27 protein-coding genes are annotated in these 23,791 nt (G+C 36.1%); 18 read left to right on the top strand and 9 right to left on the bottom strand.

Going from position 1 to position 23,791, the window contains the following annotated elements:
• Window positions 1-133: 133 nt before the first annotated feature.
• The 8 genes from EG359_RS08690 to gldB form a co-directional block, all read right to left on the bottom strand.
• The gene (locus tag EG359_RS08690; protein WP_076352467.1) at window positions 134-1,552 is read right to left on the bottom strand and encodes a CCA tRNA nucleotidyltransferase; all 1,419 of its coding nucleotides are present in this window, start codon (window positions 1,550-1,552) and stop codon (window positions 134-136) included.
• A 36-nt stretch (window positions 1,553-1,588) separates the two neighbouring features.
• Window positions 1,589-1,933 carry a nuclear transport factor 2 family protein gene (locus tag EG359_RS08685; RefSeq protein WP_076352466.1) on the bottom strand — a complete coding sequence of 115 codons (345 nt, stop codon included), beginning with the start codon at window positions 1,931-1,933 and terminating at the stop codon, window positions 1,589-1,591.
• Window positions 1,934-2,041: 108 nt separating this feature from the next.
• Window positions 2,042-2,590, bottom strand: a complete 549-nt coding sequence (locus tag EG359_RS08680) for an L-threonylcarbamoyladenylate synthase (protein WP_076352465.1) — start codon at window positions 2,588-2,590, stop codon at window positions 2,042-2,044.
• A gap of 211 nt (window positions 2,591-2,801) precedes the next feature.
• A complete protein-coding gene (locus EG359_RS08675) occupies window positions 2,802-3,314 on the bottom strand; it encodes a DinB family protein (protein WP_076352464.1) in 513 nt (170 codons plus the stop codon).
• Window positions 3,315-3,377: 63 nt separating this feature from the next.
• Window positions 3,378-3,824: a GNAT family N-acetyltransferase gene (locus tag EG359_RS08670; RefSeq protein WP_076352463.1), complete on the bottom strand. Its 447-nt coding sequence runs from the start codon at window positions 3,822-3,824 to the stop codon at window positions 3,378-3,380.
• A 71-nt stretch (window positions 3,825-3,895) separates the two neighbouring features.
• A complete protein-coding gene (locus EG359_RS08665) occupies window positions 3,896-5,035 on the bottom strand; it encodes a cystathionine gamma-synthase (protein ID WP_076352462.1) in 1,140 nt (379 codons plus the stop codon).
• 95 nt (window positions 5,036-5,130) lie between these two features.
• Window positions 5,131-5,454: a gliding motility protein GldC gene (gene gldC, locus EG359_RS08660; RefSeq protein WP_076352461.1), complete on the bottom strand. Its 324-nt coding sequence runs from the start codon at window positions 5,452-5,454 to the stop codon at window positions 5,131-5,133.
• 32 nt (window positions 5,455-5,486) lie between these two features.
• Window positions 5,487-6,470 (bottom strand): gliding motility lipoprotein GldB, encoded by a 984-nt coding sequence (gene gldB / locus EG359_RS08655; protein WP_174567011.1) that lies wholly within the window; start codon window positions 6,468-6,470, stop codon window positions 5,487-5,489.
• A 52-nt stretch (window positions 6,471-6,522) separates the two neighbouring features.
• Here gldB and EG359_RS08650 point away from each other — a divergent pair, with 52 nt between their 5' ends.
• The 7 genes from EG359_RS08650 (at window position 6,523) to EG359_RS08620 (ending at window position 10,578) form a co-directional block, all read left to right on the top strand.
• The gene (locus EG359_RS08650) at window positions 6,523-7,161 is read left to right on the top strand and encodes a leucine-rich repeat domain-containing protein (protein ID WP_076352460.1); all 639 of its coding nucleotides are present in this window, start codon (window positions 6,523-6,525) and stop codon (window positions 7,159-7,161) included.
• Window positions 7,162-7,170: 9 nt separating this feature from the next.
• Window positions 7,171-7,710, top strand: coding sequence for a GNAT family N-acetyltransferase (locus EG359_RS08645; RefSeq protein WP_076352459.1), 540 nt, complete (start codon window positions 7,171-7,173; stop codon window positions 7,708-7,710).
• Window positions 7,697-8,230, top strand: coding sequence for a GNAT family N-acetyltransferase (locus EG359_RS08640; RefSeq protein ID WP_076352458.1), 534 nt, complete (start codon window positions 7,697-7,699; stop codon window positions 8,228-8,230). The genes EG359_RS08645 and EG359_RS08640 overlap by 14 nt, the downstream gene beginning before the upstream one ends.
• Window positions 8,231-8,243: 13 nt before the next feature.
• The gene (gene nadE, locus EG359_RS08635; protein ID WP_076352457.1) at window positions 8,244-9,038 is read left to right on the top strand and encodes an NAD(+) synthase; all 795 of its coding nucleotides are present in this window, start codon (window positions 8,244-8,246) and stop codon (window positions 9,036-9,038) included.
• Between the two features lie 14 nt (window positions 9,039-9,052).
• Window positions 9,053-9,571: a ribonuclease domain-containing protein gene (locus tag EG359_RS08630; protein WP_076352456.1), complete on the top strand. Its 519-nt coding sequence runs from the start codon at window positions 9,053-9,055 to the stop codon at window positions 9,569-9,571.
• Window positions 9,572-9,649: 78 nt separating this feature from the next.
• Complete coding sequence (locus tag EG359_RS08625; RefSeq protein ID WP_228434946.1) at window positions 9,650-10,273, top strand: Zn-dependent protease; 624 nt, start codon at window positions 9,650-9,652, stop codon at window positions 10,271-10,273.
• Window positions 10,270-10,578 (top strand): barstar family protein, encoded by a 309-nt coding sequence (locus EG359_RS08620; RefSeq protein ID WP_076352454.1) that lies wholly within the window; start codon window positions 10,270-10,272, stop codon window positions 10,576-10,578. The genes EG359_RS08625 and EG359_RS08620 overlap by 4 nt, the downstream gene beginning before the upstream one ends.
• Window positions 10,579-10,936: 358 nt before the next feature.
• Here the strand turns inward: EG359_RS08620 and EG359_RS08615 are convergent, their stop codons facing one another.
• Window positions 10,937-11,419, bottom strand: a complete 483-nt coding sequence (locus EG359_RS08615) for a cytidine deaminase (RefSeq protein WP_076352453.1) — start codon at window positions 11,417-11,419, stop codon at window positions 10,937-10,939.
• Window positions 11,420-11,519: 100 nt separating this feature from the next.
• Here EG359_RS08615 and namA point away from each other — a divergent pair, with 100 nt between their 5' ends.
• From namA to EG359_RS08565, 11 genes are all read left to right on the top strand, one after another.
• Entirely contained in the window at window positions 11,520-12,572 is a 1,053-nt protein-coding gene (namA, locus tag EG359_RS08610) for an NADPH dehydrogenase NamA (RefSeq protein ID WP_076352452.1), read from the top strand.
• 14 nt (window positions 12,573-12,586) lie between these two features.
• Window positions 12,587-12,865: a DUF2752 domain-containing protein gene (locus EG359_RS08605; RefSeq protein WP_076352451.1), complete on the top strand. Its 279-nt coding sequence runs from the start codon at window positions 12,587-12,589 to the stop codon at window positions 12,863-12,865.
• Window positions 12,866-13,059: 194 nt separating this feature from the next.
• Window positions 13,060-13,464 carry a type VI secretion system tube protein TssD gene (gene tssD / locus EG359_RS08600; protein ID WP_076352450.1) on the top strand — a complete coding sequence of 135 codons (405 nt, stop codon included), beginning with the start codon at window positions 13,060-13,062 and terminating at the stop codon, window positions 13,462-13,464.
• Between the two features lie 150 nt (window positions 13,465-13,614).
• Entirely contained in the window at window positions 13,615-15,546 is a 1,932-nt protein-coding gene (locus EG359_RS08595) for a type VI secretion system Vgr family protein (RefSeq protein WP_076352449.1), read from the top strand.
• Window position 15,547: 1 nt separating this feature from the next.
• Window positions 15,548-15,718, top strand: coding sequence for a hypothetical protein (locus EG359_RS22415; protein ID WP_164463053.1), 171 nt, complete (start codon window positions 15,548-15,550; stop codon window positions 15,716-15,718).
• 64 nt (window positions 15,719-15,782) lie between these two features.
• Window positions 15,783-16,757, top strand: coding sequence for a DUF2931 family protein (locus EG359_RS08590; protein WP_262488025.1), 975 nt, complete (start codon window positions 15,783-15,785; stop codon window positions 16,755-16,757).
• 33 nt (window positions 16,758-16,790) lie between these two features.
• Window positions 16,791-18,206 carry a T6SS phospholipase effector Tle1-like catalytic domain-containing protein gene (locus tag EG359_RS08585; protein WP_076352447.1) on the top strand — a complete coding sequence of 472 codons (1,416 nt, stop codon included), beginning with the start codon at window positions 16,791-16,793 and terminating at the stop codon, window positions 18,204-18,206.
• 45 nt (window positions 18,207-18,251) lie between these two features.
• Window positions 18,252-19,292, top strand: coding sequence for a hypothetical protein (locus EG359_RS08580; protein WP_076352446.1), 1,041 nt, complete (start codon window positions 18,252-18,254; stop codon window positions 19,290-19,292).
• A gap of 17 nt (window positions 19,293-19,309) precedes the next feature.
• On the top strand, window positions 19,310-20,374 hold the full coding sequence (locus tag EG359_RS08575) for a hypothetical protein (RefSeq protein WP_123867306.1): 1,065 nt from the start codon (window positions 19,310-19,312) through the stop codon (window positions 20,372-20,374).
• Window positions 20,375-20,376: 2 nt separating this feature from the next.
• Window positions 20,377-20,862, top strand: a complete 486-nt coding sequence (locus EG359_RS08570) for a DUF4280 domain-containing protein (RefSeq protein WP_076352444.1) — start codon at window positions 20,377-20,379, stop codon at window positions 20,860-20,862.
• Window positions 20,863-20,872: 10 nt separating this feature from the next.
• Window positions 20,873-23,728, top strand: coding sequence for an OmpA family protein (locus EG359_RS08565; protein ID WP_084180321.1), 2,856 nt, complete (start codon window positions 20,873-20,875; stop codon window positions 23,726-23,728).
• The last annotated feature ends 63 nt before the right edge of the window (window positions 23,729-23,791 follow it).

The following is a 23,791-nucleotide window of genomic DNA, read 5'->3' as shown; positions in this document are numbered from 1 at the left end:
TTTTTCATCATTTGTGTTTTTTTCCGGACGGGCTCTTAGGGCCCGTCCGGCTTTGTTATATACCTCATTGAAGTAAACGAAATACGGCTGGATGTGAAACATCCAGCCGTATTTTATACTTTGTAAAATTCAATTATATTTTTAATCCCAGTTTTTCTGCTTCTGCAATAACAAACCTGGTTGCTTCTTCCTTTTCATTCGGAATTTCCCCCTCAAGGATTGCTTCTTTCACTTTTTCCTTTAAAATACCGATTTCACGTCCCGGCTTAAGGTCAAACATTTGCATAATCTCCTCTCCGGTGATAGGAGGCTGGAAGTTTCTTACCTGATCCTTTTCCTCTACTTCCTTGATCTTAACAGCCACATATTCAAAGTTTTTCTTGAATTTCTCCTGTTTTTTGGAGTTTTTAGTGGTGATATCCGCCTTGCAAAGCGTAAAAAGTTCCTCAAGGTTTTCTCCGGCATCAAATAAAAGCCTTCTTAATGCAGAATCTGAAGCATCATCTGTAATCAAGGCAATAGGTCTGGAAGAAAGTTTTACCATTTTCTGAACATACTTCATGTCACTTCCCAATGGCAGCTTCAGCCTCTGGAAAAGAGTCTTTACCATTTTTGAGCCTAAAAATTCATGTCCGTGGAAAGTCCAGCCTGTTCCTTCCACAAACTTTTTCGTAGGAGCTTTTCCAATGTCATGAAGTAATGCAGACCAGCGCAGCCAAAGGTTATCGGTATTCACAGAAATATTATCCACTACCTCAAGGGTGTGGTAAAAGTTATCCTTATGGGTTTGTCCTTCTACTTCCTCTACACCTTTAAGCTCTATTAATTCAGGAATAATAAGCTTTAAAAGCCCGGTTTGTTCCATCAATTTTAATCCTACAGAAGGTTTTTCAGATAACATAATCTTGTTAAACTCCACCATGATTCTCTCCATGGAAACAATACTGATTCTTTCAGCTTCCTGCTTAATGGCATTTAAAGAATTTTCTTCAATGGTAAAGCCTAGGGTTGAAGCAAAACGTACTGCTCTCATCATTCTCAATGGATCATCAGAATAGGTTTGAGCAGGCTCTAATGGAGTTCTTAGAATTTCTTTTTCCAGATCTTCAATCCCGTTGAAAGGATCAATAAGTTCCCCGAAATTATCTTTATTTAAAGAAATTGCCATCGCATTGATGGTGAAATCTCTTCTTTTTTGGTCATCTTCCAAAGTTCCGCCCTCCACTTCAGGCTTACGGCTGTTTTCTGTGTAGCTTTCCTTTCTGGCACCCACAAATTCAAGTTCAAGATCCTTGTACTTAATCATGGCTGTTCCATAGGTTTTGAATACAGAAACCTTTAATTTAGGATCAATATCCTTAGCTACATTCTGAGCTAGCTCAATACCGCTTTGCTCAGTCACAAAGTCGATGTCAGTAGAAGCCTTTCTCTTCATCAGAAGATCGCGAACATATCCACCAACAATATATACAGACTGGTTATTCCTTTCTGCAGCTTCAGAAATTATTTTAAAAAGTTTTAAATTCTTATTTTGATTAAGATTAATTTTCATCGTTTATAATAGCGTCAATTTCTACCATGCCGTTCACTAATCATAATGAGCGTACATTTTACTAATTTTTCCCTCTTCATTAAAAAACATCACTTCTACAGCATGTTTATCCATAATAGACTTATAAAATAATGCTACAGAATCTACTCCCGCCGTTGAATGAATCAGGTCAAAGTGAAGATCCGGAAATTTTTTCAATGCTTTTTTCCAGTATTCACGAACTGCCTCTTTTCCCTTTAAAGAACTTTCCTTTCCTCCGGTAGCCATGGCAATCATGGGAGTTGTGATCTCAATATCTTCAGAATAATGGGAGAGAATATCCTCCAAATCACGAGAGTTCCAGGCTTCTACCCACATTTTAGCGAATTCCTGATGATTCATAGCATGTATTTTATGAGTTGAGTTTTGCAAAGATAGAATTAAAAAAAAGAAATCCTGCCGATATGAACTGACAAGACTCTAAAAAATAAATAAGGTAACTCAGAATTTTTACTCTCTGAGAACCTTTATCCTATTATCACTCCATATTTTGATGACTGAAGAACCTGAATATTTTGAAACCTTATCCCTGTCTTCTTCCACAGCATAATCTACCAGACTTATCATTTCTGGTGAGATGTCAGAAAACTTCAAGGGACTTTTTTCACCACTGAAATTGGCAGATGTAGAAACCAATGGCTTGTTCAGCTTTGTAATTAATTTTTTACAAAAATCATTCTTTACCAATCTGATCCCTATACTTCCATCTTCAGCAAGTAATTCCTTAGGTAATCCTTTTGGATTTTCATAAACGATAGTCACTGGTTTTTCACTTAGGTCAATGATTTCCCAAGCCATTTCAGGAACATCTACCAAATCCTGAAGCCTTTTTTCAGATTCTACCAAAATAATCATGGATTTATTTTTCTCGCGTTTCTTGATGTCAAAAATCTTATTGACAGCTTCTATATTGGTAGCATCACAACCAATCCCCCAAATGGTATCAGTAGGATAAAGAATAGTTCCGCCGGACTTTAATATTTCGATTATTTTTTCCATAATTTTATTTGAATTCAAAACAGTTGATAAAGGTAAAAAATATATGAATTTTGGACAAAAAATTGAGGGGTAAATAGAAACGTGTTTTTTTTAAAAAAAGTTTTGGCTAAAGCCGTTGAAAGGGAGTTAAATAAAAACGGGCTTTAGCCCGTCTCTATTAATATTCTATGGGTAAAATATGATTTTGAAACTACTTTAATGTTTGTTTCATTTACATCCATCCCAATTTAGATAAATATCTTTCCTCAATAATATTCAAATGGTGATAATTATGGCCAATAATAAGTTTTCCAATGGTCTCTACTGAAATTTCATGACCATTGGCTGTACCAATACTTTGTAAAGCATCAGGACTCATGGTTTCCAATAGAATTTTGGAAGATTTTCTAACAATTTTGTACTCATCCAATAAAGATTCAAGGGATCTTTCATTAGCATTGGATTTTTCAGCATATTCATTTTCATCAAAGCCAGGGAGATTATTTTTCTCACCTCTGGCAATGGCCAGTATTCTGTACTGAAAAACTCTTTCAGTGTCCGATAAATGCAATAGTACGCCTTTCAGTGTCCATTTACCTTCAGCATAGGAAAATTGAGATTGTTCTTCGGTAAGATTAGAATAAATTCCTGCCGTTTTCTCTTCTGATTTTATTAATTCAGCTGACCAGTCTCCGGAAGGGATTAGGTCTAAATATCTTTGGATGTATTTTTGAAAATCTGTCATGTTATTTTGGATTATAAGTTAGATATAATACAGTTTACTTTGTACATCTTTATTGTACGAAAGCTATGAATTGCTCCACTCGTAGAAATTTACAGAGTCATACAGTTCAAAACCGGATGATGGATATAATTGATTTCCTATGTCATTACTTTTTCCTGTTTCAAGCAGGATTCCACAGGCATTTGAAGCTTTGCATAGCTCTTTAGCTTTTTCAATAAGTTCTTTGGAATATCCTTTTCCTCTATAATTTTCATTGACGTACAGGTCATTTAATAGCCAATATCGCTGCATTCTTGTAGATGAAAATATGGGGTATAATTGTACAAAACCTGTCAATGTACCATTTTCCTCCGCAACAAAAATTTCAGAATCCTTGTTTTCAATTCTTTCGTGAAGAAAATTTCCTGCTGCAGGAACATCTGATTCCTTGTGATAGAATATTCTGTACTGATCAAATAATTCAGCAAGTTGAGGCAAATCGGAAATGATGGCTTTTCTTGTATTTTTCATAGATATTTTGTGGTGATAATAAAAATGAGAAAGATATTAAATCCTTCTCATTTTTAGTTTATTTTGATGTATTAAGAAAAAGCTTTTTCCAGATCTGCAATAAGATCTTCTGCATCTTCAATTCCAACGCTTAAACGAACCAGATCATCAGTGATTCCTAATTCAGCACGTTTTTCAGCAGGGATAGAAGCATGAGTCATTAAGGCGGGGTGGTTAGCCAAAGATTCTACACCTCCTAAAGATTCAGCTAATGTAAATACTCTTACTTTCTCTAAGAATTTAACAGCATCTTCTTTCTTACCGGATTTGAATGTGAATGAAACCATTCCTCCCGATTCTTTCATTTGAGATTTTGCCAATTCATATTGAGGGTGAGATTCCAATCCAGGATAAATTACCTTATCAACAGCAGGGTGATTTTCTAGATATTTTGCTACTGCAAGACCGTTGTCTGAGTGTCTCTGCATTCTTAGTGCCAATGTTTTAATTCCTCTCAATACAAGATAAGAATCGTGAGGTCCTAAAATACCACCACTTGCAAACTGGATGAAATGAAGTTTCTCCCCCAGTTCAGCATCTTTAGCAATAAGAGCTCCTGCAATAACGTCAGAGTGTCCACCCAAGTATTTAGTTGCTGAATGCATTACAATATCAGCTCCCAAATCAATTGGTCTTTGAATATAAGGGGTAGCAAAAGTATTATCTACCGCTACTAAAATATCTTTTCCTTTTGCAATCTCTACTACAGCTTTGATGTCTACTAATTTCATCAAAGGGTTAGTTGGAGTTTCTACCCAAATCAGCTTGGTTTTATCAGTAATTACATCAGCAATTTTAGAAACATCATCAAAATTTACGAAAGTGAACTTCAGTTGATATTTTTCAAAAAGTCTGGTAAACATTCTGTAAGTTCCTCCGTAAAGGTCATCTACAGCAACTACTTCATCACCAGGATTTAGTAATTTTAAAACACAATCGATAGCTGCAAGTCCGGAACCGAAAGCTAAACCTCTAGCTCCGTTTTCAATACTTGCCAAAGAGTCTTCCAATGCCTGTCTTGTAGGGTTGGCAGCTCTTGAATATTCATATCCGGAATGTACTCCCGGGCTTTTCTGTGCAAACGTAGAGGTTAAAAATACAGGAACATTTACAGAACCCGTTGCAGACTCATGATGCTGCCCTCCGTGAATTACTTTTGTATTAAAATTCATAATATTTTATAATTTATCAATCTAACAGTGTACCAATCTATCAATGTTTTATCATTATTATTTTGGTTAGCAGTTACATGTATTGTGTTGTATTTTTACTTAATAGCTGATTTTACGGCAAACTCTTCTGCAATTTCTTCCAGCCATTGTGCTACATCTTCTTCACCGGTAGCTCTTTGATACGTATTTCCTAAAGACATTAAGATCTGGTGGATAAACATCTTCATTTGATCTACAGGCATTTCTTTTGTCCAAAGATCAATTCTTAAAGCTTCCATTGCTTTATCATCCCATACGGAGATCATTGTAGCTTTAGTTTCCTCTTTCTCAATACCTCCATCCTGAGCGTTCCATGTAATGTTTTCAGGGATGTGGTTTTCATCCAGCTCTACATCTATCGTAATCTGAGTTTTTCTCATTTCTCTATTTTTTCTAAATTCTAAATTTTCTATTATTTAAGTTTCGGTTTATAACCGGACTGATTGAAGATTGTTGTGGCATCCATTTTCAGGAAATCCTTCAGCTTAGTTTCAGGTTTTTCTTTAAGATAAGCCTTACAGATCTGCCATCCTGTAAAAATTCCAATTTGTGGTGAAGACTCATTGTCAATTTCAGTATAAAACTTTGAAAATGGTCCCGGCGCAATAAAACGTTCACCCAATCTTGGGTCATCACCAAACAGCAAATTGCTTTCCACAAAATAATTCCAGATATTGGCTTCATTGGTAGTCGCCCATTCATACTGCTTCTTGGTGTAATTTATTTTCAAATAATCAGGAAAGTCGGGAAGAAAAGCATCCTGTAAGATCATCACTTTTCCGTTAAGAATAACCTGATCAATAAACTTCTGATGATCGGCAGATTCGGTTACAATATTTTCGGCAAAAAGCTGAGAAACCCTGGGAACAATATTCTGAGGGTTCATCGACTTTTGGAAATAAAGTTCCAGTCCTTTGTAGTGAGCATTACCATCTCCCATAAAGCCCGTAATGTCTATGAATAAAAGATTTCCTTTCTGATCATAAAAAATAGGATCCTGAACCATTTGTAATGCAGATGAAAACAGAAATACCTTTGGATTCTTAAACTGAGGGAAGTGATATTTGATATGTGCAAACAAGCCCTGAAGCTCTTTTTGCAGCTTGGCCTGATCTATTTTTCCAATAGCTTCCTTATAGATTTTTATTTCTTCTGCGTCCGCTCTTCTTTTTCCGAAATCTGCATCAGAAACACTGCCCTGAAACCAAGGAAACTGGGCTTTAAACTGATCCAGCGAAATACCAGGATTATAGAATTCCTTAGAAATGTCGGTCATTTCAACCTTTTCAGGGGTATCTTTAATCTCTACTTTCCATTGATTTTCGGGTTCTTTTTGGCAGGAACTCAGTCCTGCAACTAAAATAGAAGAAAGCGCAATATATCTAAAAATCTTCATTATTTTTACATGGAATTTAAGTTTACAAAAATAAGGATTAAATAGACAATTCATGATGAAAATTAAAATATTTACAGCCTTCAGTCTTATTTTAGGGCTTGCCTTTTTCAATGGACAAAAGCTTGAATTTAAAGATAAAAACCTGGAAAAAGCCGTTATCGAAAATTTTGATCTGAATAAAGACGGAGTAATAGAGACCTCAGAGGCTGAAATGGTAGCCAATTTATTTTTGGTTCAGAAAGATATCAAATCTACGGAGGATCTGGCCTTTTTTAAAAATGTAAAAATGATCTTGCTTGATGATAATACAATTCCTGCCATTCGTCTGAAAAATATGGAAAAGCTTGAACTCTTTTCATGTACAGGCTGTAAAATCTCTTCATTCACGGCAGAAAATATGAAAAAACTGGCTTCATTATATATAGATAACAACCTTTTGGACAGTATTTCTCTTAAAGATACTCCAAGGATTGATCAATTAACATTATCTTTAAATAAACTGAAAGCAGTTGATCTCATTCAGCTTAAAAATTTAAGAAAGCTCAATGTAGAGCATAATAAGATCCAGAAAATTGATATTTCAGGAAATCCGCTTTTGCAAACTCTGAATGTAGGTGGGAACAACATGAAAGAAACGGATATTAAAAAAGGATTGAAAACGGATGTAACTGTTTTTGGAGCTGAACAATAAACTAATACGATGAAAATAGAAACAAAAAGACTGATTTTAAGAAAACTTGAAGATAATGATGCTGAAAGAATGTTCCTTATGGATTCTAACCCTGAAGTGATGAAGTATCTTGAAACTCCTGTAACATTGGTGGAACAATCACAGAATGGTATCAGGATGATTCAGAAACAATATGTAGAAAATGGAGTAGGGAGACTTGCTGTGGTTGAAAAAGAGAGTGGACTGATGATAGGTTGGTGTGGGTTGAAACTACTGAAGAAACCTATCAATGGTCATGTTGAAACACTGGATTTAGGCTATCGTTTCATTCCTGAATTTTGGGGAAAAGGGTATGCCTGGGAGGCGGCAGTAGCTACTCTTGAATATGGATTTAATGATTTAAATGCGGAGACTATATATGCCTATGCTGATGCAGGAAATGCAGGTTCCAATTATATTTTAACAAAGCTGGGTTTCGAAAATACAGGCGAATTTGAAGATGAGGGTGTAATGTGCTTTTGGTATAAATTGAAACGTGAAAAATATATTTCAGGAAATGCTAAAGATTAGACAAGAAGAAGAAAGAGACTATAAAAAGGTTTTTCAACTGATAGAAGAGGCTTTCAGAAATATGGAACATAGTGACCATCAAGAGCAATTTCTGGTTGAGAAATTAAGAAAATCGGATGCCTTTATTCCTGAATTATCACTGGTGGCAGAAGATGAAAATGGTGACATTGCAGGACATATTTTGTTTACAAAGCTTCGCATTGAGAATGATTCAGAAACTTTTGAGTCACTTGCCTTGGCGCCGGTTTCTGTAAAACCTGAGTTTCAAAATCAGGGAATTGGCGGAAAACTTATTCTTCAAGGACATCATATTGCCCAAGAACTAGGATATCAATCTGTTATTTTAATAGGACATGAAACTTATTATCCTAAGTTTGGTTACGAAAAAACAAGTAATTTTGGGATTTCATTTCCGTTTGAAATTCCAGAAGAAAATGGAATGGCCATTGAGTTGGTAAAAGACGGATTAAAAAATAAAAACGGGGTTGTAAAATACCCTAAGGAATTTGGAATAGACTAAAAAAATATAAAGGATGCAGACACAAAAAGTGATAGACCATATTGTTGGCTGGTTAAAGGATTATGCAACAAAAGCTAAAGTAAACGGATATGTATTAGGAGTTTCCGGAGGAGTAGATTCCGGAGTGGTTTCTACATTGGCAGCAATGACGGGACTGAAAACATTATTGATCGAAATGCCAATCCGCCAGAAAGCAGATCAGGTAGACCGTGCAAAGGATCATATGAATGATTTAAAATCAAGATTTCCCAATGTGGAGATCATGTCTGTAGATCTTACGCCTGCTTTTGAAGAACTTTATAAAACCTTTGATGTAAAGGATGATCTGTATCCCAATGAAAAACTAGCCTTTGCCAATACAAGATCCCGTTTGAGAATGCTTACTCTGTACTATTACGGGCAGCTTAACGGACTTTTGGTATGCGGAACAGGAAATAAAGTTGAAGATTTCGGAATCGGGTTTTATACAAAATATGGTGATGGAGGAGTAGACGTATCCCCAATTGCCGATTTATATAAAACCGAGGTGTATGCACTTGCTAAAGGCTTGAATTTAATTAAAAGCATTCAGGAGGCTATCCCAACAGACGGACTTTGGGATGTAGACAGAACTGACGAACAACAGATCGGAGCAACCTACCCAGAATTGGAAAAAATTCAGAAAGAATATGGAACCAAAACGGCTGAAGACTATGAAGGAAGAGATAAAGAAGTATTCCTGATCTTTGACCGAATGCATAAAGCCGCAAAACATAAGATGGATCCTATTCCAATCTGTGACATTCCGGAAGAGTGGAGAGAATCATAAAATAAATTGTTACAATGAACAGTAAAATAAGAGGTGTATTTTTTATCTGTCTTGGGCTTCTCTTTGGGATGTCTGTGATGTATATCTACAACCGTTTTATCTCCGATAAAAAAGATCATCCAAACGCTGCAAAAACAGAAGCGGTAAGTTATGGGAGTACTTCTACGGAAGATCAATATAATACAGGAAACTCATCAGTACAGGTTTCTATAGACAAACTGACTGAAGAAAAGACAGTGATAAGCTATGTAAAACAAAATCATAGACTTCCGGATTATTACATTACAAAAAATGAAGCCAGAAATCAGGGCTGGAATCCATCAAAAGGAAATCTTTGTGAAGTGCTTCCGGGAAAAGCAATTGGTGGAGATAAATTTGGTAACAGAGAGGGAAGATTGCCGGATGGTGATAAGTATTTTGAAGCAGATGTAAACTATCACTGCGGTGGAAGAAATGCAGACAGAATTATTTATACTCAAAATGGAGATGTTTATCTTACCAAGAATCATTATAAAAGCTTTGAAAAGCAATAATTGTACTTAGTAAATAGTCATAGCTCCTCGCAATGACTTGATGTATAATTTGCATTTAAATAGTTATAAGTATTAATTTTGAAAAATAATAACCTTGTTTGTTTACTTTTTTTATTGCTTCTGATGTTCTCATGCTCAGAAAAAGAAAAGCCTGTAAAGAATCAGGAACAAAAGAAAGCCGTAACCATACTCATACAGCCATTTCAGGATATTAAATCTGAAAACTTGGAAAAAGTAGTGGTGGGAATTAAAAAAGTATATCCCAATGTTAAGGTTCTTGAAGCAATAGCCTTTCCGGAAAACACTTATTACAAAGAGAGAAACCGTTACAGAGCAGATTCTATCATTAAGTTTTTAAGTAGTAAAACAAAAGATGGATTTGTGACTATAGGGTTAACTTCAAAGGATATTAGTGCAACCAGAGGAAAAATAAAAGACTTTGGAATTATGGGCTTGGGATATAGACCCGGAAAAGCCTGTGTAGCATCAATGTTCAGACTAAATAAGGAAAATACGGATGAGCAATTTTATAAGATTGCTATTCATGAATTGGGACATACCCAAGGGTTGCCACATTGTCCGGAGAAAATGTGCTTTATGAGAGATGCAGAAGGCAAAAATCCAACCAATGAAGAAACGGATTTCTGTAAAAAATGCAAGACTTTTTTAATTAATAAAAATTGGAAATTTAGTTCAATATGAAGACAGTATATATAGATTTTACAGACATAGGTGATTATGAAGATTTTTACACCCAGTTAAAGGAAAAAATTCAGCTTCCTGAACATTTTGGGGATAATCTTGATGCGCTTTTCGATACCATTACCGGAGACCTGGAAATGCCGCTTCACCTTGAATTCGTAAATATGACAGTAGATCAGCTGGAAATTTTTGAAGATCTTCTAACTACGCTGGAAGATGCAGAGGAAGAAGTAGAAGACTTTACTTTTAGCTATTATCTGGAGCAGTACGAAGATGATGAAGAGGAAGAAGAAACAGAAGATTAATCTGTAATGTAAAAAATAAAGAGATTGTTTTAGAAATAGAACAATCTTTTTTTTATTTAAAATCTATTATTACAAATGAAATTAGCAGCATTCAATTTTATCAGAGATAAAATCCTTGCGCCTTATCAGCATACTATTTTTATCAAAACCTTAGCGTCTTAGCGTTTTTCAACCATAGAGAATTTGGCTTTATGGATCATTCAAAATAAAAAAAACCAACAGAATCTCTGTTGGTTTTTTGATCAAAAATCCACTATGACTTACAAAAATGATGTAAATCCGCATTAATATCACAACAAAAGTTGAATATTAAATTTTTCGTTTGTCAATGGACTTTTACAATCTTACCTTTTCATTCCTACAAAAACGTAGAATCGAAATAAAAAGGCAATAGGTCTTTAACCGCATGTACTTTCACAACTTCCTCATTCATACTTGAAAAATAAAGATCGATGTTTTCACTTTGCTTGGTTTCGTACTCTATTAAGCTCTGACGGCATGCTCCACAAGGTGGTATTGGTGGATTTTTCTCATGAAATTCCTTAGGTCCGCCAACCACAAATATTTTTTTTACTTTAACATTCGGAAAGTTGGCTGCTACCCAGAACAATGTGGTTCTCTCAGCACAAAGCCCGGATGGGAAAGCGGCATTCTCCTGATTATTTCCAGAGTATATTTCTCCGTTTTCCAATAACACAGAGCATCCTACAAAAAACTGAGAATAGGGTGCATAAGCGTTTTCGCGGGCCGCCTTGGCTCTTTCGAATAATTGTATTTCTATATCGCTCAGCTCACTGCTATTTTTAAAATATTCGTAACTGATCTGTATGTCTTTTTTCATATATTGTAGACTAAAAAAGGGGCGTAAAATTACTTCTTTTTAATGAGGTGGGCAATATTTATTCTTCTAATGACAACGTTCAAATTTTAAAACAAATAAAATGTTATATACCCCAATACAATTCAGGAATGTAGAGCTTAAAAACCGCTGGGTAATGTCTCCAATGTGTATGTATTCATCTGAAAACGGTATGGCGAATGATTTTCATTTCGTGCATTACGGAAGCCGGTCACAGGGTGGAACAGGTTTGCTGATCGTAGAAGCTACAGGTGTAGAACCAAGAGGAAGGATCACCAATCATTGTATGGGAATCTGGAATGATGAGCAGGCAGAACAACTACAGAAAATTGTAGAATTTGTTCACAAAAACTCAGAAAGTAAGATAGGAATTCAGCTGGCTCATGCAGGGAGAAAAGGATCGACATGGAATAACCTGCAGATCTCTCTTGAAGAGGGATGGGAAACCATTGCACCAAGTTCTATTCCTTATCATCCATCAGAAAGAATTCCTCACGCATTGAGTACTGATGAGGTAAAAGAACATGTACAGTATTTTAAAAAAGCAGCCCAACGAGCTGTAAAGGCTGGGTTTGATGTAATTGAGCTTCATGGAGCGCATGGCTATCTTATACATCAGTTTTTGTCCCCACTTTCCAATATCAGGACAGATGAATATGGCGGAAGCTTTGAAAACAGAATCCGTTTTCTGATTGAAATTGTAGATGCTGTAAATGAAGAATTGAATGATGATACGGCTCTTTTTGTGCGTATTTCCGGAACAGAATATGCGGAAAACGGTTGGGATATTGAAGATAGCGTAGCATTGGCGAAAATTTTAAAAGAACATTCCGTTGACCTTGTGGATGTATCAAGCGGCGGAAATATTCACGGAGCTAAAATTTCAGTTTTTAATGGCTATCAGGTTCCCTTTTCATCACAAATAAAGAATGAAGCTATAGTGAAAACAGGTGCTGTAGGTCTCATTACGAATGTAGAACAAGCGGAAGAAATTCTTCAGAATAATAAGGCAGATCTGATTTTTGTAGCAAGAGAAATTCTTAGGAATCCATATCTGGCAATTCAGGGAGCGTTTGAAATGAAAGAAGAGTGCTTTTTCCCACATCAATATACAAGGGCTAAAATCTCTTCATAACAAATCTCACAAAAATGGATATTGAAGACTTCATGCTGACCTGTCCCAGTAAAAAGTTTCTGGGTGTAGAATGCCTTGGTTGTGGTGCTCAAAGAGCAATTGTATTGGTTTTTGAAGGAAAGTTTTCTGAGGCTTTTCATATGTATCCGGCAGTGTATACCTTATTGCTGTTTTTTTTCACATTGGGACTAAGTTTTATAGACAAGAAAAGGAAATACACGAATGTCTTATTGGGCCTGATTGTCATTAATCTTGTTATTGCAATAGTTTCTTATATTTATAAGCATTTCTGATTATTTTTTTAATAATGTTAAAAATTAAGACCATTTTATTAGTTTTTATGTAATCCCATTGAATAGATAGTCGTAGAACTACTACAATTTATGAAACTGTTGCCTTAAAACTTTTTAAATTAGAACATGAAGTCTATCTTTGTTATATAGATCCTATTATATAGGGCTATTATTAATGATTTAAATTTAAGAATATGGCAGGAAATTCAAGAGGAATCTTAAAATTCAATGGAGGTGAAGGTCAGAAGTTATTAAGACTTAACTACAGTGTATCAAGAGCTACAGATATTTCAGGACGTGTAGCATCAGATCCGTCAAACGCTCTTATCAAAGTAACCATTGAGGCAACTGAAAAGTCTGATGTTTTAGAAAGTCTACTGAACAGCAAATATAAACCTACAACCGGAGAAATCAATTTCAACAAATCTCATGAGGAGGGAACTTTGATCACTCTAAAATGGGAAAATGGATATGTAATCCAACATGAAGTAGATTTTGATGCAATAGACAGCAACAATATGCTGATTAGCTTTGTAGTAAGCGCTGAAAGTATTAGCTACGGAAATTCAGCTTATGAAGGACTTTGGCCAATGAGCTAAGTCTTCATGACAAAGAAATAAAAAGGCTGTCCCTATAAGACGGTCTTTTTTTACCTATTGTAAAGCCTTATTCTAGGGAATTTTATTTATTTTTTTAAATTCCCGTTTTATTGAATAATTTTCAAAAATTTATACAAATCACAACACAATATGTCAAACACACCTGGAAAATCAAATGCCGCATCCTTTCGTCCTACGCAGAATGCAGATGGTGTATCAGAAAATCATCATACAGGTATCAACCGTTTGGTAAAGCTTTTCCTCGTTATTGAAGGGAAGATTATCAAATACTATAAACACTTTAAGCTTAAACAAAGTACAGGACATCACCACGAATTTACCCTTACTCTGGCCCATGATACCTTAGGTGAAAGACAAACCCATTCTCTGCAGGATGCCAATAAATTCCTGGGAAAACGTCTTACGGCAATTATTTCATACAAAGATATTGACAACAGCCCTGAAAGAACCTTTGTGGGAGTAATCACAGGAGTAGGTTTCAGTCAGGAGAGAATGAGCCTTGGAAATATAGTATTGACCGGCAGCAGCCCAACAATCTTACTTGACGGTGCACCTCATATTCAAAGTTTTGGAGGTACTCAGTCTGTAAATATGGGAATCATTGCGGAAGAAGTCATCAAGCAGGGAATTGATAAAAGTCGTTTTGATATCAGAGTAGATGCTAATAATTTCTCTCAGATCATTTACAGCAGTCAATATGATGAAACCCATTATAATTACTTGGCAAGAATGGCTGAAGCCTACGGAGAACAGTTCTTTTACGATGGTGAAGTCCTGCATTTCGGGAAACTTCCGCCTCAGAATAAGCCAATTGTTTTAACCTATGGAAGCAGCGCACATGATATTAAGGTTGAATTAAAAGCAGTTCATACCAAACCCCAATTCTATGGCTATAATAGTAATAAACATGAAAGACTGACTTCAGGATCTACTCCTATTAAACATGTAGGAGACCTTGCGAAAACAGCATACAGCCATAACGACTCTATCTATAAAACACCGGCATTGCAGATGGCTCCCATCAAGGCAACAACGCACCTTGATGTAGAATATTCTCAGAAAAGTGCATCCGGAAGTGAAGCCGTGAATGTTTTTACCATTTCCGGAAACACAACCGTTCCGTTTCTGCATCCGGGTTGTGTAGCAGATGTACAAATGCGTAAACCAGATTCTAACGAGACGTCTTACTTTACGAAGATTATGATCACAGAAGCTGAGCATGAAATTGATACCATTGGTCATTATAAAGGAAGTTTTGTAGGAATAGCAGCAGATACAGGATTTCTTCCAAGGCCGCAATATAATATTCCAAAGGCAGAACCACAGATAGCCACCGTAATTTCCAATACAGATCCGGATGGGCAAGGAAGAGTGCAGGTGAGATTCGACTGGCAAACTAATGATACAACTCATTTTATCCGTATGATGAGTCCGGATGCCGGAGGAACAGATCAGGTATCTCAAAACAGAGGTTATGTGGCAATTCCGGAAGTAGGAGATCAGGTGATGATTAATTTTGTTCACAGTCATCCGGACAGACCTTTCGTAATGGGCGGGATGTTCCATGGTGGAGTAGCGCTGGGCGGAGGAATCGATAATCATTTGAAATCCATACAAACCAGAAGCGGTATCAGAATATTACTGAATGATAATGAGGGAAGTGTAACCATTCTGGATCCAAGTGGAAACAGCTACTTTATGGATGGTAAAGGAAACATCAATATGAAGGCTCCTAAAAACTTTACCTTAAATGCGGGTGAAAACATCAATATTACGGCAGGAAAAGAAATTAGCATAGATGCAGGAGCAAGTATTAGCCATACAGCAAATGAAGATATAAGCTCTACAGCGGGTAAGGATATTATGCAAACTGCTTCCGGAGATATCAGAGAGTCTTCCGATAACAGAACTGAATTGGTAGATAAAGAGTTTAAAAGACATTCTGAAACGTCCAATGAAATAGCAGGAGAAATTTCCATGTTCAGCGAAGTGGAAAATATGACCATGCAAAGTGGGAAAATAGTAGAATTCAACAGTGCTGAAAAATCAAAACTTTTCTAATATGGCGATTATTAAGAAAGCAAGCAATATACTGATAACAGTAAAAGATACTTATCAGCTGAATGTAGGAAAAAAGGCAGAAAAGAGGGCGCAAAAGATTAATGTAGAAGCCCAAAAGCAAAACCTTGTTTTAGCGAGTAACAAAAAGATTATGTCTCATGGCCATCAATAAAATAAAGGCTCTTATTCTTTGTGTAGTATGTTGTTTTTCAACAATAAATTGTCAGAATAAAAAAATGGAAGAAAAATATCAATGGTTGGGGACGGTTTCTGCACCGCAGGAATATCCTATGGAAGTTTATAAAGGAACTATTGTTGCAGATGATTTTACTTATGGCTTTGATGCTATCTGGGGAACACAAAATACAGGCTGGGGAAATGAAGGAGGAACGATGAGCGTAGAGACCGAAAAAATGAATCTTCCACACCAACTGGAGTTTACATGGTATTCTCTGGTAGAAAAAAAATTCTATACCGGAAAATGGGACCTTAATAAAGATAAAATTACAAAGCTTTTTGAAGAAGGCTTTGTAGACCAGGATACCCGTAAAAGGACAACCTACAACACATTTATCGTAGGATTGGCGCCTAAAGGAAAAGTGGTTATCTGGGCAAAAGGTCCGGGAAACCAAAAAGAAATAGGTGCTTTCCAGGCTCATGATACCATTATTACTAAAGAAAAAGCATATAAAAATGCACAATATATGTTTAATGAGGGCTTTGCAGACAGAATGCTGAATGATCCATCCTACAAGACATTCAAACCTAAAGTGTTGGAAAAAATCAAAAAAGAAGGTTATCCGGCTGAAGATATTTATGAGGTGTACAGAGAAAGATACCTTTGGAAACCTGTAGTCGTTCTTCCTGAAGGAGGTGTATGGCTGGATTTTGGGTTTACCAATTATAATGGCGAGCAGGAAAATCTTTTTGCAAAAAGTCTAAAGGATGATACCTATAAAGAAAGAGCAATTCCGAAATTCTGTGGTTTCTACTGGAGAGATAAGGATAAAAACAGATATGGTGTATGGATAGATTCCTTTGATGAAAAGGAGATCTTTGAGCTATTTCAAAAAATAGGCAAGGATGAAGAAATTGATTTTAGCATTAAAGTAAATGATGACAATACAAAGGTATTTCTGTCTTTAATTACCGAACAGGGTGAAGTTTTCATTACCAAGGCAAATATCAGGTTATCCAAAAAAATAGAATAAGACTTCCTGTGAACCCATTTAAAAACGAGAACTATGCACAATAATCAATTTGGAGGATATTCACCGACAATAACCAAAGAGGAAGTATTGGATATTACCATTGGGATATTTTTTGACGGAACTCTGAATAATAAAACCAATACCATAGAAAGGGTAAATAAAACTGCAGACTACAAAAAACATGGCGGTGTACCCGGTGATAACAACAGCTATAATAACGATTGGAGCAATGTAGCCCGAATGTGGGATAACTATGATAAAGACTACGGTATTTATATAGAAGGAATCGGAACAGAAGATGCTAAAGGAGATGAAACCCTTGGGTATGCTTTTGGTACAGGAGCTACAGGGATCAGATCCAAAGTGAGAAAAGGCTGCGAGGAGATTGTAAAAAAAGTGAAAAACATCAAAAGCTCAAAGAAAGTAGATAAAATTGCTGTGCTTACCTTTGATGTATTTGGTTTTAGCCGTGGAGCCGCTGCCGCCCGAAATTTTGTCTACGAAATATCAAAAGCAAAATATAAAGCCTCTTCCCATACAGTCTCGAATGACGGGATGACAACAACGACGTATTCCGATGATGACGGAAAGGAGGTGACTGCAGAGGAACTTCCTAAGTGGGGACATTTAGGCTTGAAATTACAAGAAGCCGGAATTACCATTGATGTTTTAAAAGTCAGATTTCTGGGGATTTACGATACCGTTTCCTCTTATTCAAAATATTTGTCACCTGTACCCAATTTCAGTAATGATGTAGAAGAACTGAGCCTTAATGATATTGGAAAAGCGCAAACAGTGATTCATTTTATTGCAGAAAACGAACATAGAGAGAACTTTGACCTTACAAAAGTACGTACAGGAATAGAGAAAACATTTCCAGGAGTACACTGCGATGTAGGAGGAGCCTATGAAGACGGAGAGGAAATATGGGAAGAACTTGAAACAGCATGGGGCATCAGTACCTCTAAACTAGAGGCTTTGAAAAAAGAACTAGAGGAAGAAGGCTGGTTTGCAGAGGGTGAACTTACCATTACTTCCGGATTCTATTGGTCTTTAAGAAGTCAACGTGATCTGGTAAAGACATTTAGCTACATTCCACTACACTTTATGGCCGATTATGGTATTCAGAAGGACCTTCCCATTAAAGATAAAAAAATGATGAATGAAACCTATTCCATCGCTTCGGATGAACTGCTGGTAAGGGTGAAAAATCGTTTAGAGCCTTATGTAATGGGAGATGGAAAACCCTATACCTTTAAAAGGAAAGAAGACCTTGAAAAGGCTTATCTGGGGGCATCTATTCCACAGAAAAAATATGCCGAGTACCAGAAAGAAGCTCAGGAGCAAAAAGACCTGGGAGAACTGAGACATAAATACCTTCATTGGTCTGCAAGAAGAGAAGGAATCGGAATGGACCCAAGACCCAATAGAGTAAGAGTTATTCATTAAAATTAAAACTGAATTACAGAAAGAGTTCTGAAGTAGGATTATCATATGCAGAAGTTTAATACCCATGTCATTCAAAAAAATGAAACCTTAAAAAGTATCGCCGCACTTTATGGTTTGGATGCAGACGCCTTAAAGTTATTTCATAACAACCACTGTCAGGTAAAAGACATGATCCTCATTGGAATTACCGGACAAAAAGAGCTTTTTATTCCAAGAATTGCTGTTGCAGATGAAAATAAGAAAGTGAAATTTGGAAGAGGGAACAGCATTGTTTTTCAACCGGAGCGTTCATTGGAAAAATATGGAGTGGTCATCAATATAGAAACAGGAGATCATAAAAATGAACTGAAATACGAAACATCTGTACGTTGGCTGAAATACGAAAGCAACCTGCATTTTTTTGATATCGACAGAACTTCCAACCTGTACCTGAATGAGGAAGAAGTTAATGAAATAGCAGATATGCTGGCGTACAAGACTTCCAAGGTTTTATACCCTTTGCAGGTGAGTGTAGATAAGCATGGGAAATTTAACAACATTGAGAACCTCTCAGTATTTAAAGAAAGATGGACTAGCGTTAAAGATGAGGTTTATAAAGAATTTGAGGGTGCTGTAGTAGATCAGTACTGTGATAAGATTGAAAAAATAATTGAGGAACCAGATACCCTGAAGCTTTATCTGAAAAATGATTATTTTATCAGAACCTTATTCTTCGGAATGTATCAAAGCTTTGGACAAAATTACCAGATAGAGGGAAAAGAAAGCTTTCCGGTTGTCAATAATCCCATAGAACCTGAGTACAAAATCCGGATAGAAGTAGATCCATTAAAAGATGAATATGATCTGGTTAATATAGCAGGAGAAGGAAAATTAAATGATGAAAGAACAACATCTGATTTTATAAATAACTATCCTTTTTCAATGATTATTTCAGATAATCCGATGATGAATAACAAAGGAGATTTCAGGATGCAATATTATCTGAACGGAGAAACATTCCTCCCGGAAACACTGTATCTGGAATGCAGCATTATGCTAGTAGAAGAAAAGAAAATATCGGTAGTAGTTACTGCGATAACAGAATAAATAAAAAAACGAACAAAATGAATCTTAAATCAAATCATAAAATACTTACGCTGATCTTTATAATATATTTCAGCATGACTTTCGGACAAAAAGTAGAATTTACAGTACCCAAGAATATAGAAGTCCTGGAAAATATCATTTTTGATTTCGAAAATGATTTTACAAAAAATGACGGGATGACGGCTGCGGCAGCTGCTTCTGATGGCGGTTTCTCAACAAGTATTGATCTCCATAACCTAAAATATGATGCAGGTTACAAAAATCCTTATCTGGAACTTGCAGTAAACAAAGGAGCAAAACCTAAGCAATTTATTCAACGAGCAAGTTGGAATGTGACCCTTGCTAAAATTTCCAAAAAAAGTACAAAGGTGAGTATTTTCCTTGAAAATATAACACCTGATAGCTGGTCAAAGAAAGAAGTTGATGTAAAACAAACCAAATCAACAGGCAAGCTGGAAAAAGAAATCAAGGAATTTCTATTGAATCATAAAGGAGCCAAAACTTCATCAGCCCAAGCCGTAGCAGATGCTGCAGCACCTGCACATGATCAGATGGAAGAAGCGGAAGCACAGGCAGAAGCCCAGATAGCAGAGATTGAAAACAGAAGATTGATAGAGAAAACAACCTCCAAAAAACTACAGGGATTATTTAGTAAAAAACAATTTATTTCCCTGCCCGCTACCGCTGATACCTTTACAAAACTTCTCCAGATACAGCCAACCGAACCTGAATGTGAAACCTGCAAAGGCGGAAAATATTCAAGCTGGGATATTGAAGAAGTTTTCAATATGATCTACGCCAAAATGAATGATGGAGAAGAATACTATGCTTTACAGTATTACGGAGATAAAAAAGTATCAGGATTACCCTATGGTTTAATTTTCAATGAAAGTTCACCTACAGAATGTCAAACAAAATTTGCAAGATATAATGCACAGCTTTACCAGACAACGGTAGACACTGATGAAAACTCATCAAAGGCATTAACGGTAGTTACTTTCAAGATGAATACTAATTTTGTTCGCCTTGAATTCGGAAATCAGTACCTCACAAGACTTGTAGTATCCAATAAAGAACAATAGTTATGGCAGAAAAACATATTGTAGTACAGGGAGCGATGTGCAAGTGCCAGTTCGGGCAGGCTCCGGATAAGCTTAAGGTACTTTCTCATCAGAAAGAATATGCGAACGATAAAAATGCCTCTAAAAAACTAATCGTTACCACAAAGGAAATTGGAGGAGCAACCTTTGAGAAAAATACATTCGGAAACTGCACAAAAAATGGAGGTCCGCCGCCACCATGCAAAATCATGGTCACCGAATGGCAAAAATTCTATGAAAAGGTACAGCTAAGCAATGGCGGATACATTATTCTGGAAGACAGCAAGGCAATTTGTGCCGTTGCCGGAACACCTTGTATAGAAATCATAGATCATGGTCAAAAGGCAGAAGCCAGTCAACAGAACTTTAAAAATGCCGATAAGGATGTACAACAGCAGATCAATCCTTTGGTAGATACAGAATCAATGTATAAGGATCAGCCTTCTGGTGAGGGTGATGAGGTAATTTAAAATAACAGAAATGGCAAAAGGAGTTAAAACAATAAAATTTAAAGGTCCTTATCATCCTGATATGACAGTGCTGGGAAAAAGAGTGACACTTTTAGCCGATAAGGAGGTAACTTTTGAGGTGAATGATTGGCTGCCGGGTACTACTGCTGAGGAAAAGAAAAAACCGGTAGTATGGATAAAGCAAACGGCAGACAGACAAGGGGTTATTGAGAAAAAAGCATCTGCAGTTGGGTATAAGTTTAAGATTCCAAAAAAATATTGTGGAAGCTATTATTACTATATAGAAGCAAGTCTTTCGGGAAAAAGAGACTCCAATACCACAGGATTGTATGTAAAAGGCTGGACTGAACCCAGAATTATAGATAGTGCCTGGTGCAAGCAAAGAGGAGGTGAAGATTCAAGAAAAAGCTATGTGTTTTCCTACGGACATCTTATCTATCTTCGTTTAGATACAGAGGGATTGAATGGGGAAAAAGTGTTTGTAGACGTTTACAAAGTTGTAGAAGGAGGAAAAGGTCTTAAGGATGATAAACTGATTTTCACCTATTATGACGTAGACGTTGTGGATGGACAGATTAATCTTAAAATAGGAAATACATATCAATGGTACGGTATAATAGGTAAACCTAAAGCTAAGGAGGAATTTTACGTAAGAGTAAAAACAGCCTCAGGGCTTGAAGTAACTGATGGTAAAGACAAGACCCACGCACGTTTTCTTAGGATTCAGAATAATGTAGTAAGTAAAGGCATAGAAAGTTCCGTAACCAATACCCCAACCAAAGTAGGGCTACCCGATAAAAATACAAAGAATACCCATAAATGCACATTTAGACAAATTAATGTAGATGATAATGGAGAACATTTTGTGGTCTTTAAAGAGGGCAGCACAAAATTTAAAAAAGTAACTTCCGAAACTCAGCTGGTGACCAGCAGGATTCATTTTGCTTTTGATAGAGCAGAAATACGCCCCAATGAAAGAGACGTTTTACAAACGATATTAGACTTTCTATTATATAATCAACATCTGGATATGACCCTTTCCGGGCATGCAGATGATAGAGGTACCCTGGATTATAATCAGGGCCTTTCTGAAAGAAGAGCACAGGCAGTAAAAGACTTTTTTGTAAAAGGAGGACTTCTTAAAAACAGAATAAAAACGAGAGGATATGGTGAAGTAAACCCTGCCGTATCAGGAAAAACCGAAGAAGCATACAAAAAGAACCGTAGAGTAGAGATTGATTTCAGCTATTTAGAGTACAATCAAGCCGCATTGATCTATGAAACCATCGGTCCGGATGCAAAAAAGAATAAAGAAATTACTGTATCTGTAATTGATCGTGAAAATAAAGGATGCTTCAGAAAAGAAAAGCATGATAAAACCACCATCTATATTAATGAAACAGGAGGCAAAGACTTACTCCCTAAAAAAGGAGAAAAAGTAAAGCAAACCGTATTCTCACAACAGGCTCAGTTTCCCAAGAACTACGTATTAATGTTGGCGAAATTTCTCAATCCTTTTTCAGTGATTGATTATAAATTTGCCTTTTACATCAATAGCTGTGCTTATTATGCCAGTAAGAAAAACGCTACTCTGGAAGTAAGGGTATATCCGGATATTATCTGGATTGGTCATTTTCAGTACAATAGCGAAGATAAAGTAATGCCTTACTATTTTCATGAGAAAAATTTTACTCTGGAACAAGGAATTTCTGATGTTCTTAATGAATTGAAGAATACAACATTCTATAAAATATACAGGCTGTTCCCTGCCAACTTTATCATGGAGCAGACCCTGTTGAAATATATTGAAAGCCAGGCAAAAAGCTATTTCTACGGAATCCACACCATTCATAACCGTACTGTAGAGAAATCAGGGCAGGAACTTTCCCTTGTAGGTACCCAAACCAACCTTATTAAGCAAACCGACTATACGAGATTTGCTGCTGCAGCCGTTATCTATGGTTTTGTAGTGATAGGAATTCTTGTCGAACTTTTAATGATCTATCTAACAAGAGGTCGAAATATTGCTACCAAGCTTCAGAAATTTGCTAAAATGGCCAGAAGAGCAGACGCTGTTCTGAAAAGAATGGAAGATGCAGGAGTAGAGCTTATTCCACCGGCAATAGCAATAAATGCAGGAATGTATTATCAAAAGCAAAAAGACGGTAAGTTAGGAGTAGTATACGAAGTGAATATAAAAGCGGATCCTTTAATTGCGTTGAGTTTCAAAAAAGAGTTTGATCTGTTACAGCTGATTACAAAAACGATACAGGATATAAAAGGGGCAATGTATCCTAAAGATAAGGTAGCTAAGAAAAAATTAGACCTCAATAAAGAGAACAATAACAATATTGCAGAATATTTCAAAAATAAAGGAGTACCTGAGATAAAAGGAATTATAGAGGTAAAAGGCGATATAATGTTTGAACATAATGTGAAATATAGTCTTCTTACCAATACATACTCCATAATTGATAAGCTAAAGAATGGTATTTTTACAGCAAAAGACGAAGTTCTGCTTAAAGACCAGATAAAATTCACTGCAACGGTGTTAGGATCATACAAATATGAGTTTGAATTTGATCCATTACAGACCTCAATACAAGGAAAACTTAATATAACAATTCAAGGTTCATGCGGATCCCGATTGAGATATGGAGTTGATAATAAAGGCGGAAAAGGCCTCTTTGTTAAAAAAACATTATATTGTTCTGGTATTGAAGGAACGTACCTGGGAGAGCTTAAAATTAAAAATAGATTTACGGATGTTTTTGATACATCTACCAATAAAGGAAAGCCGGCTCCGTTTACATTAATAGAACCTTTTGAAATGCCAATGTATGAGATTCAATTATTTAAACCTTAAATAAAATGAAAAGAATTATTCCAATACTTTTAACATTAATCAGCTTACAAAGTTGTTCACAAG

Origin of the sequence: Chryseobacterium joostei, from assembly GCF_003815775.1 — a bacterium.
Classification (GTDB): Bacteria; Bacteroidota; Bacteroidia; order Flavobacteriales; family Weeksellaceae; genus Chryseobacterium; species Chryseobacterium joostei.
The sequence above is the reverse complement of the archived record's forward strand: the minus strand, read 5'-3'. Positions and strand labels throughout refer to the sequence as shown.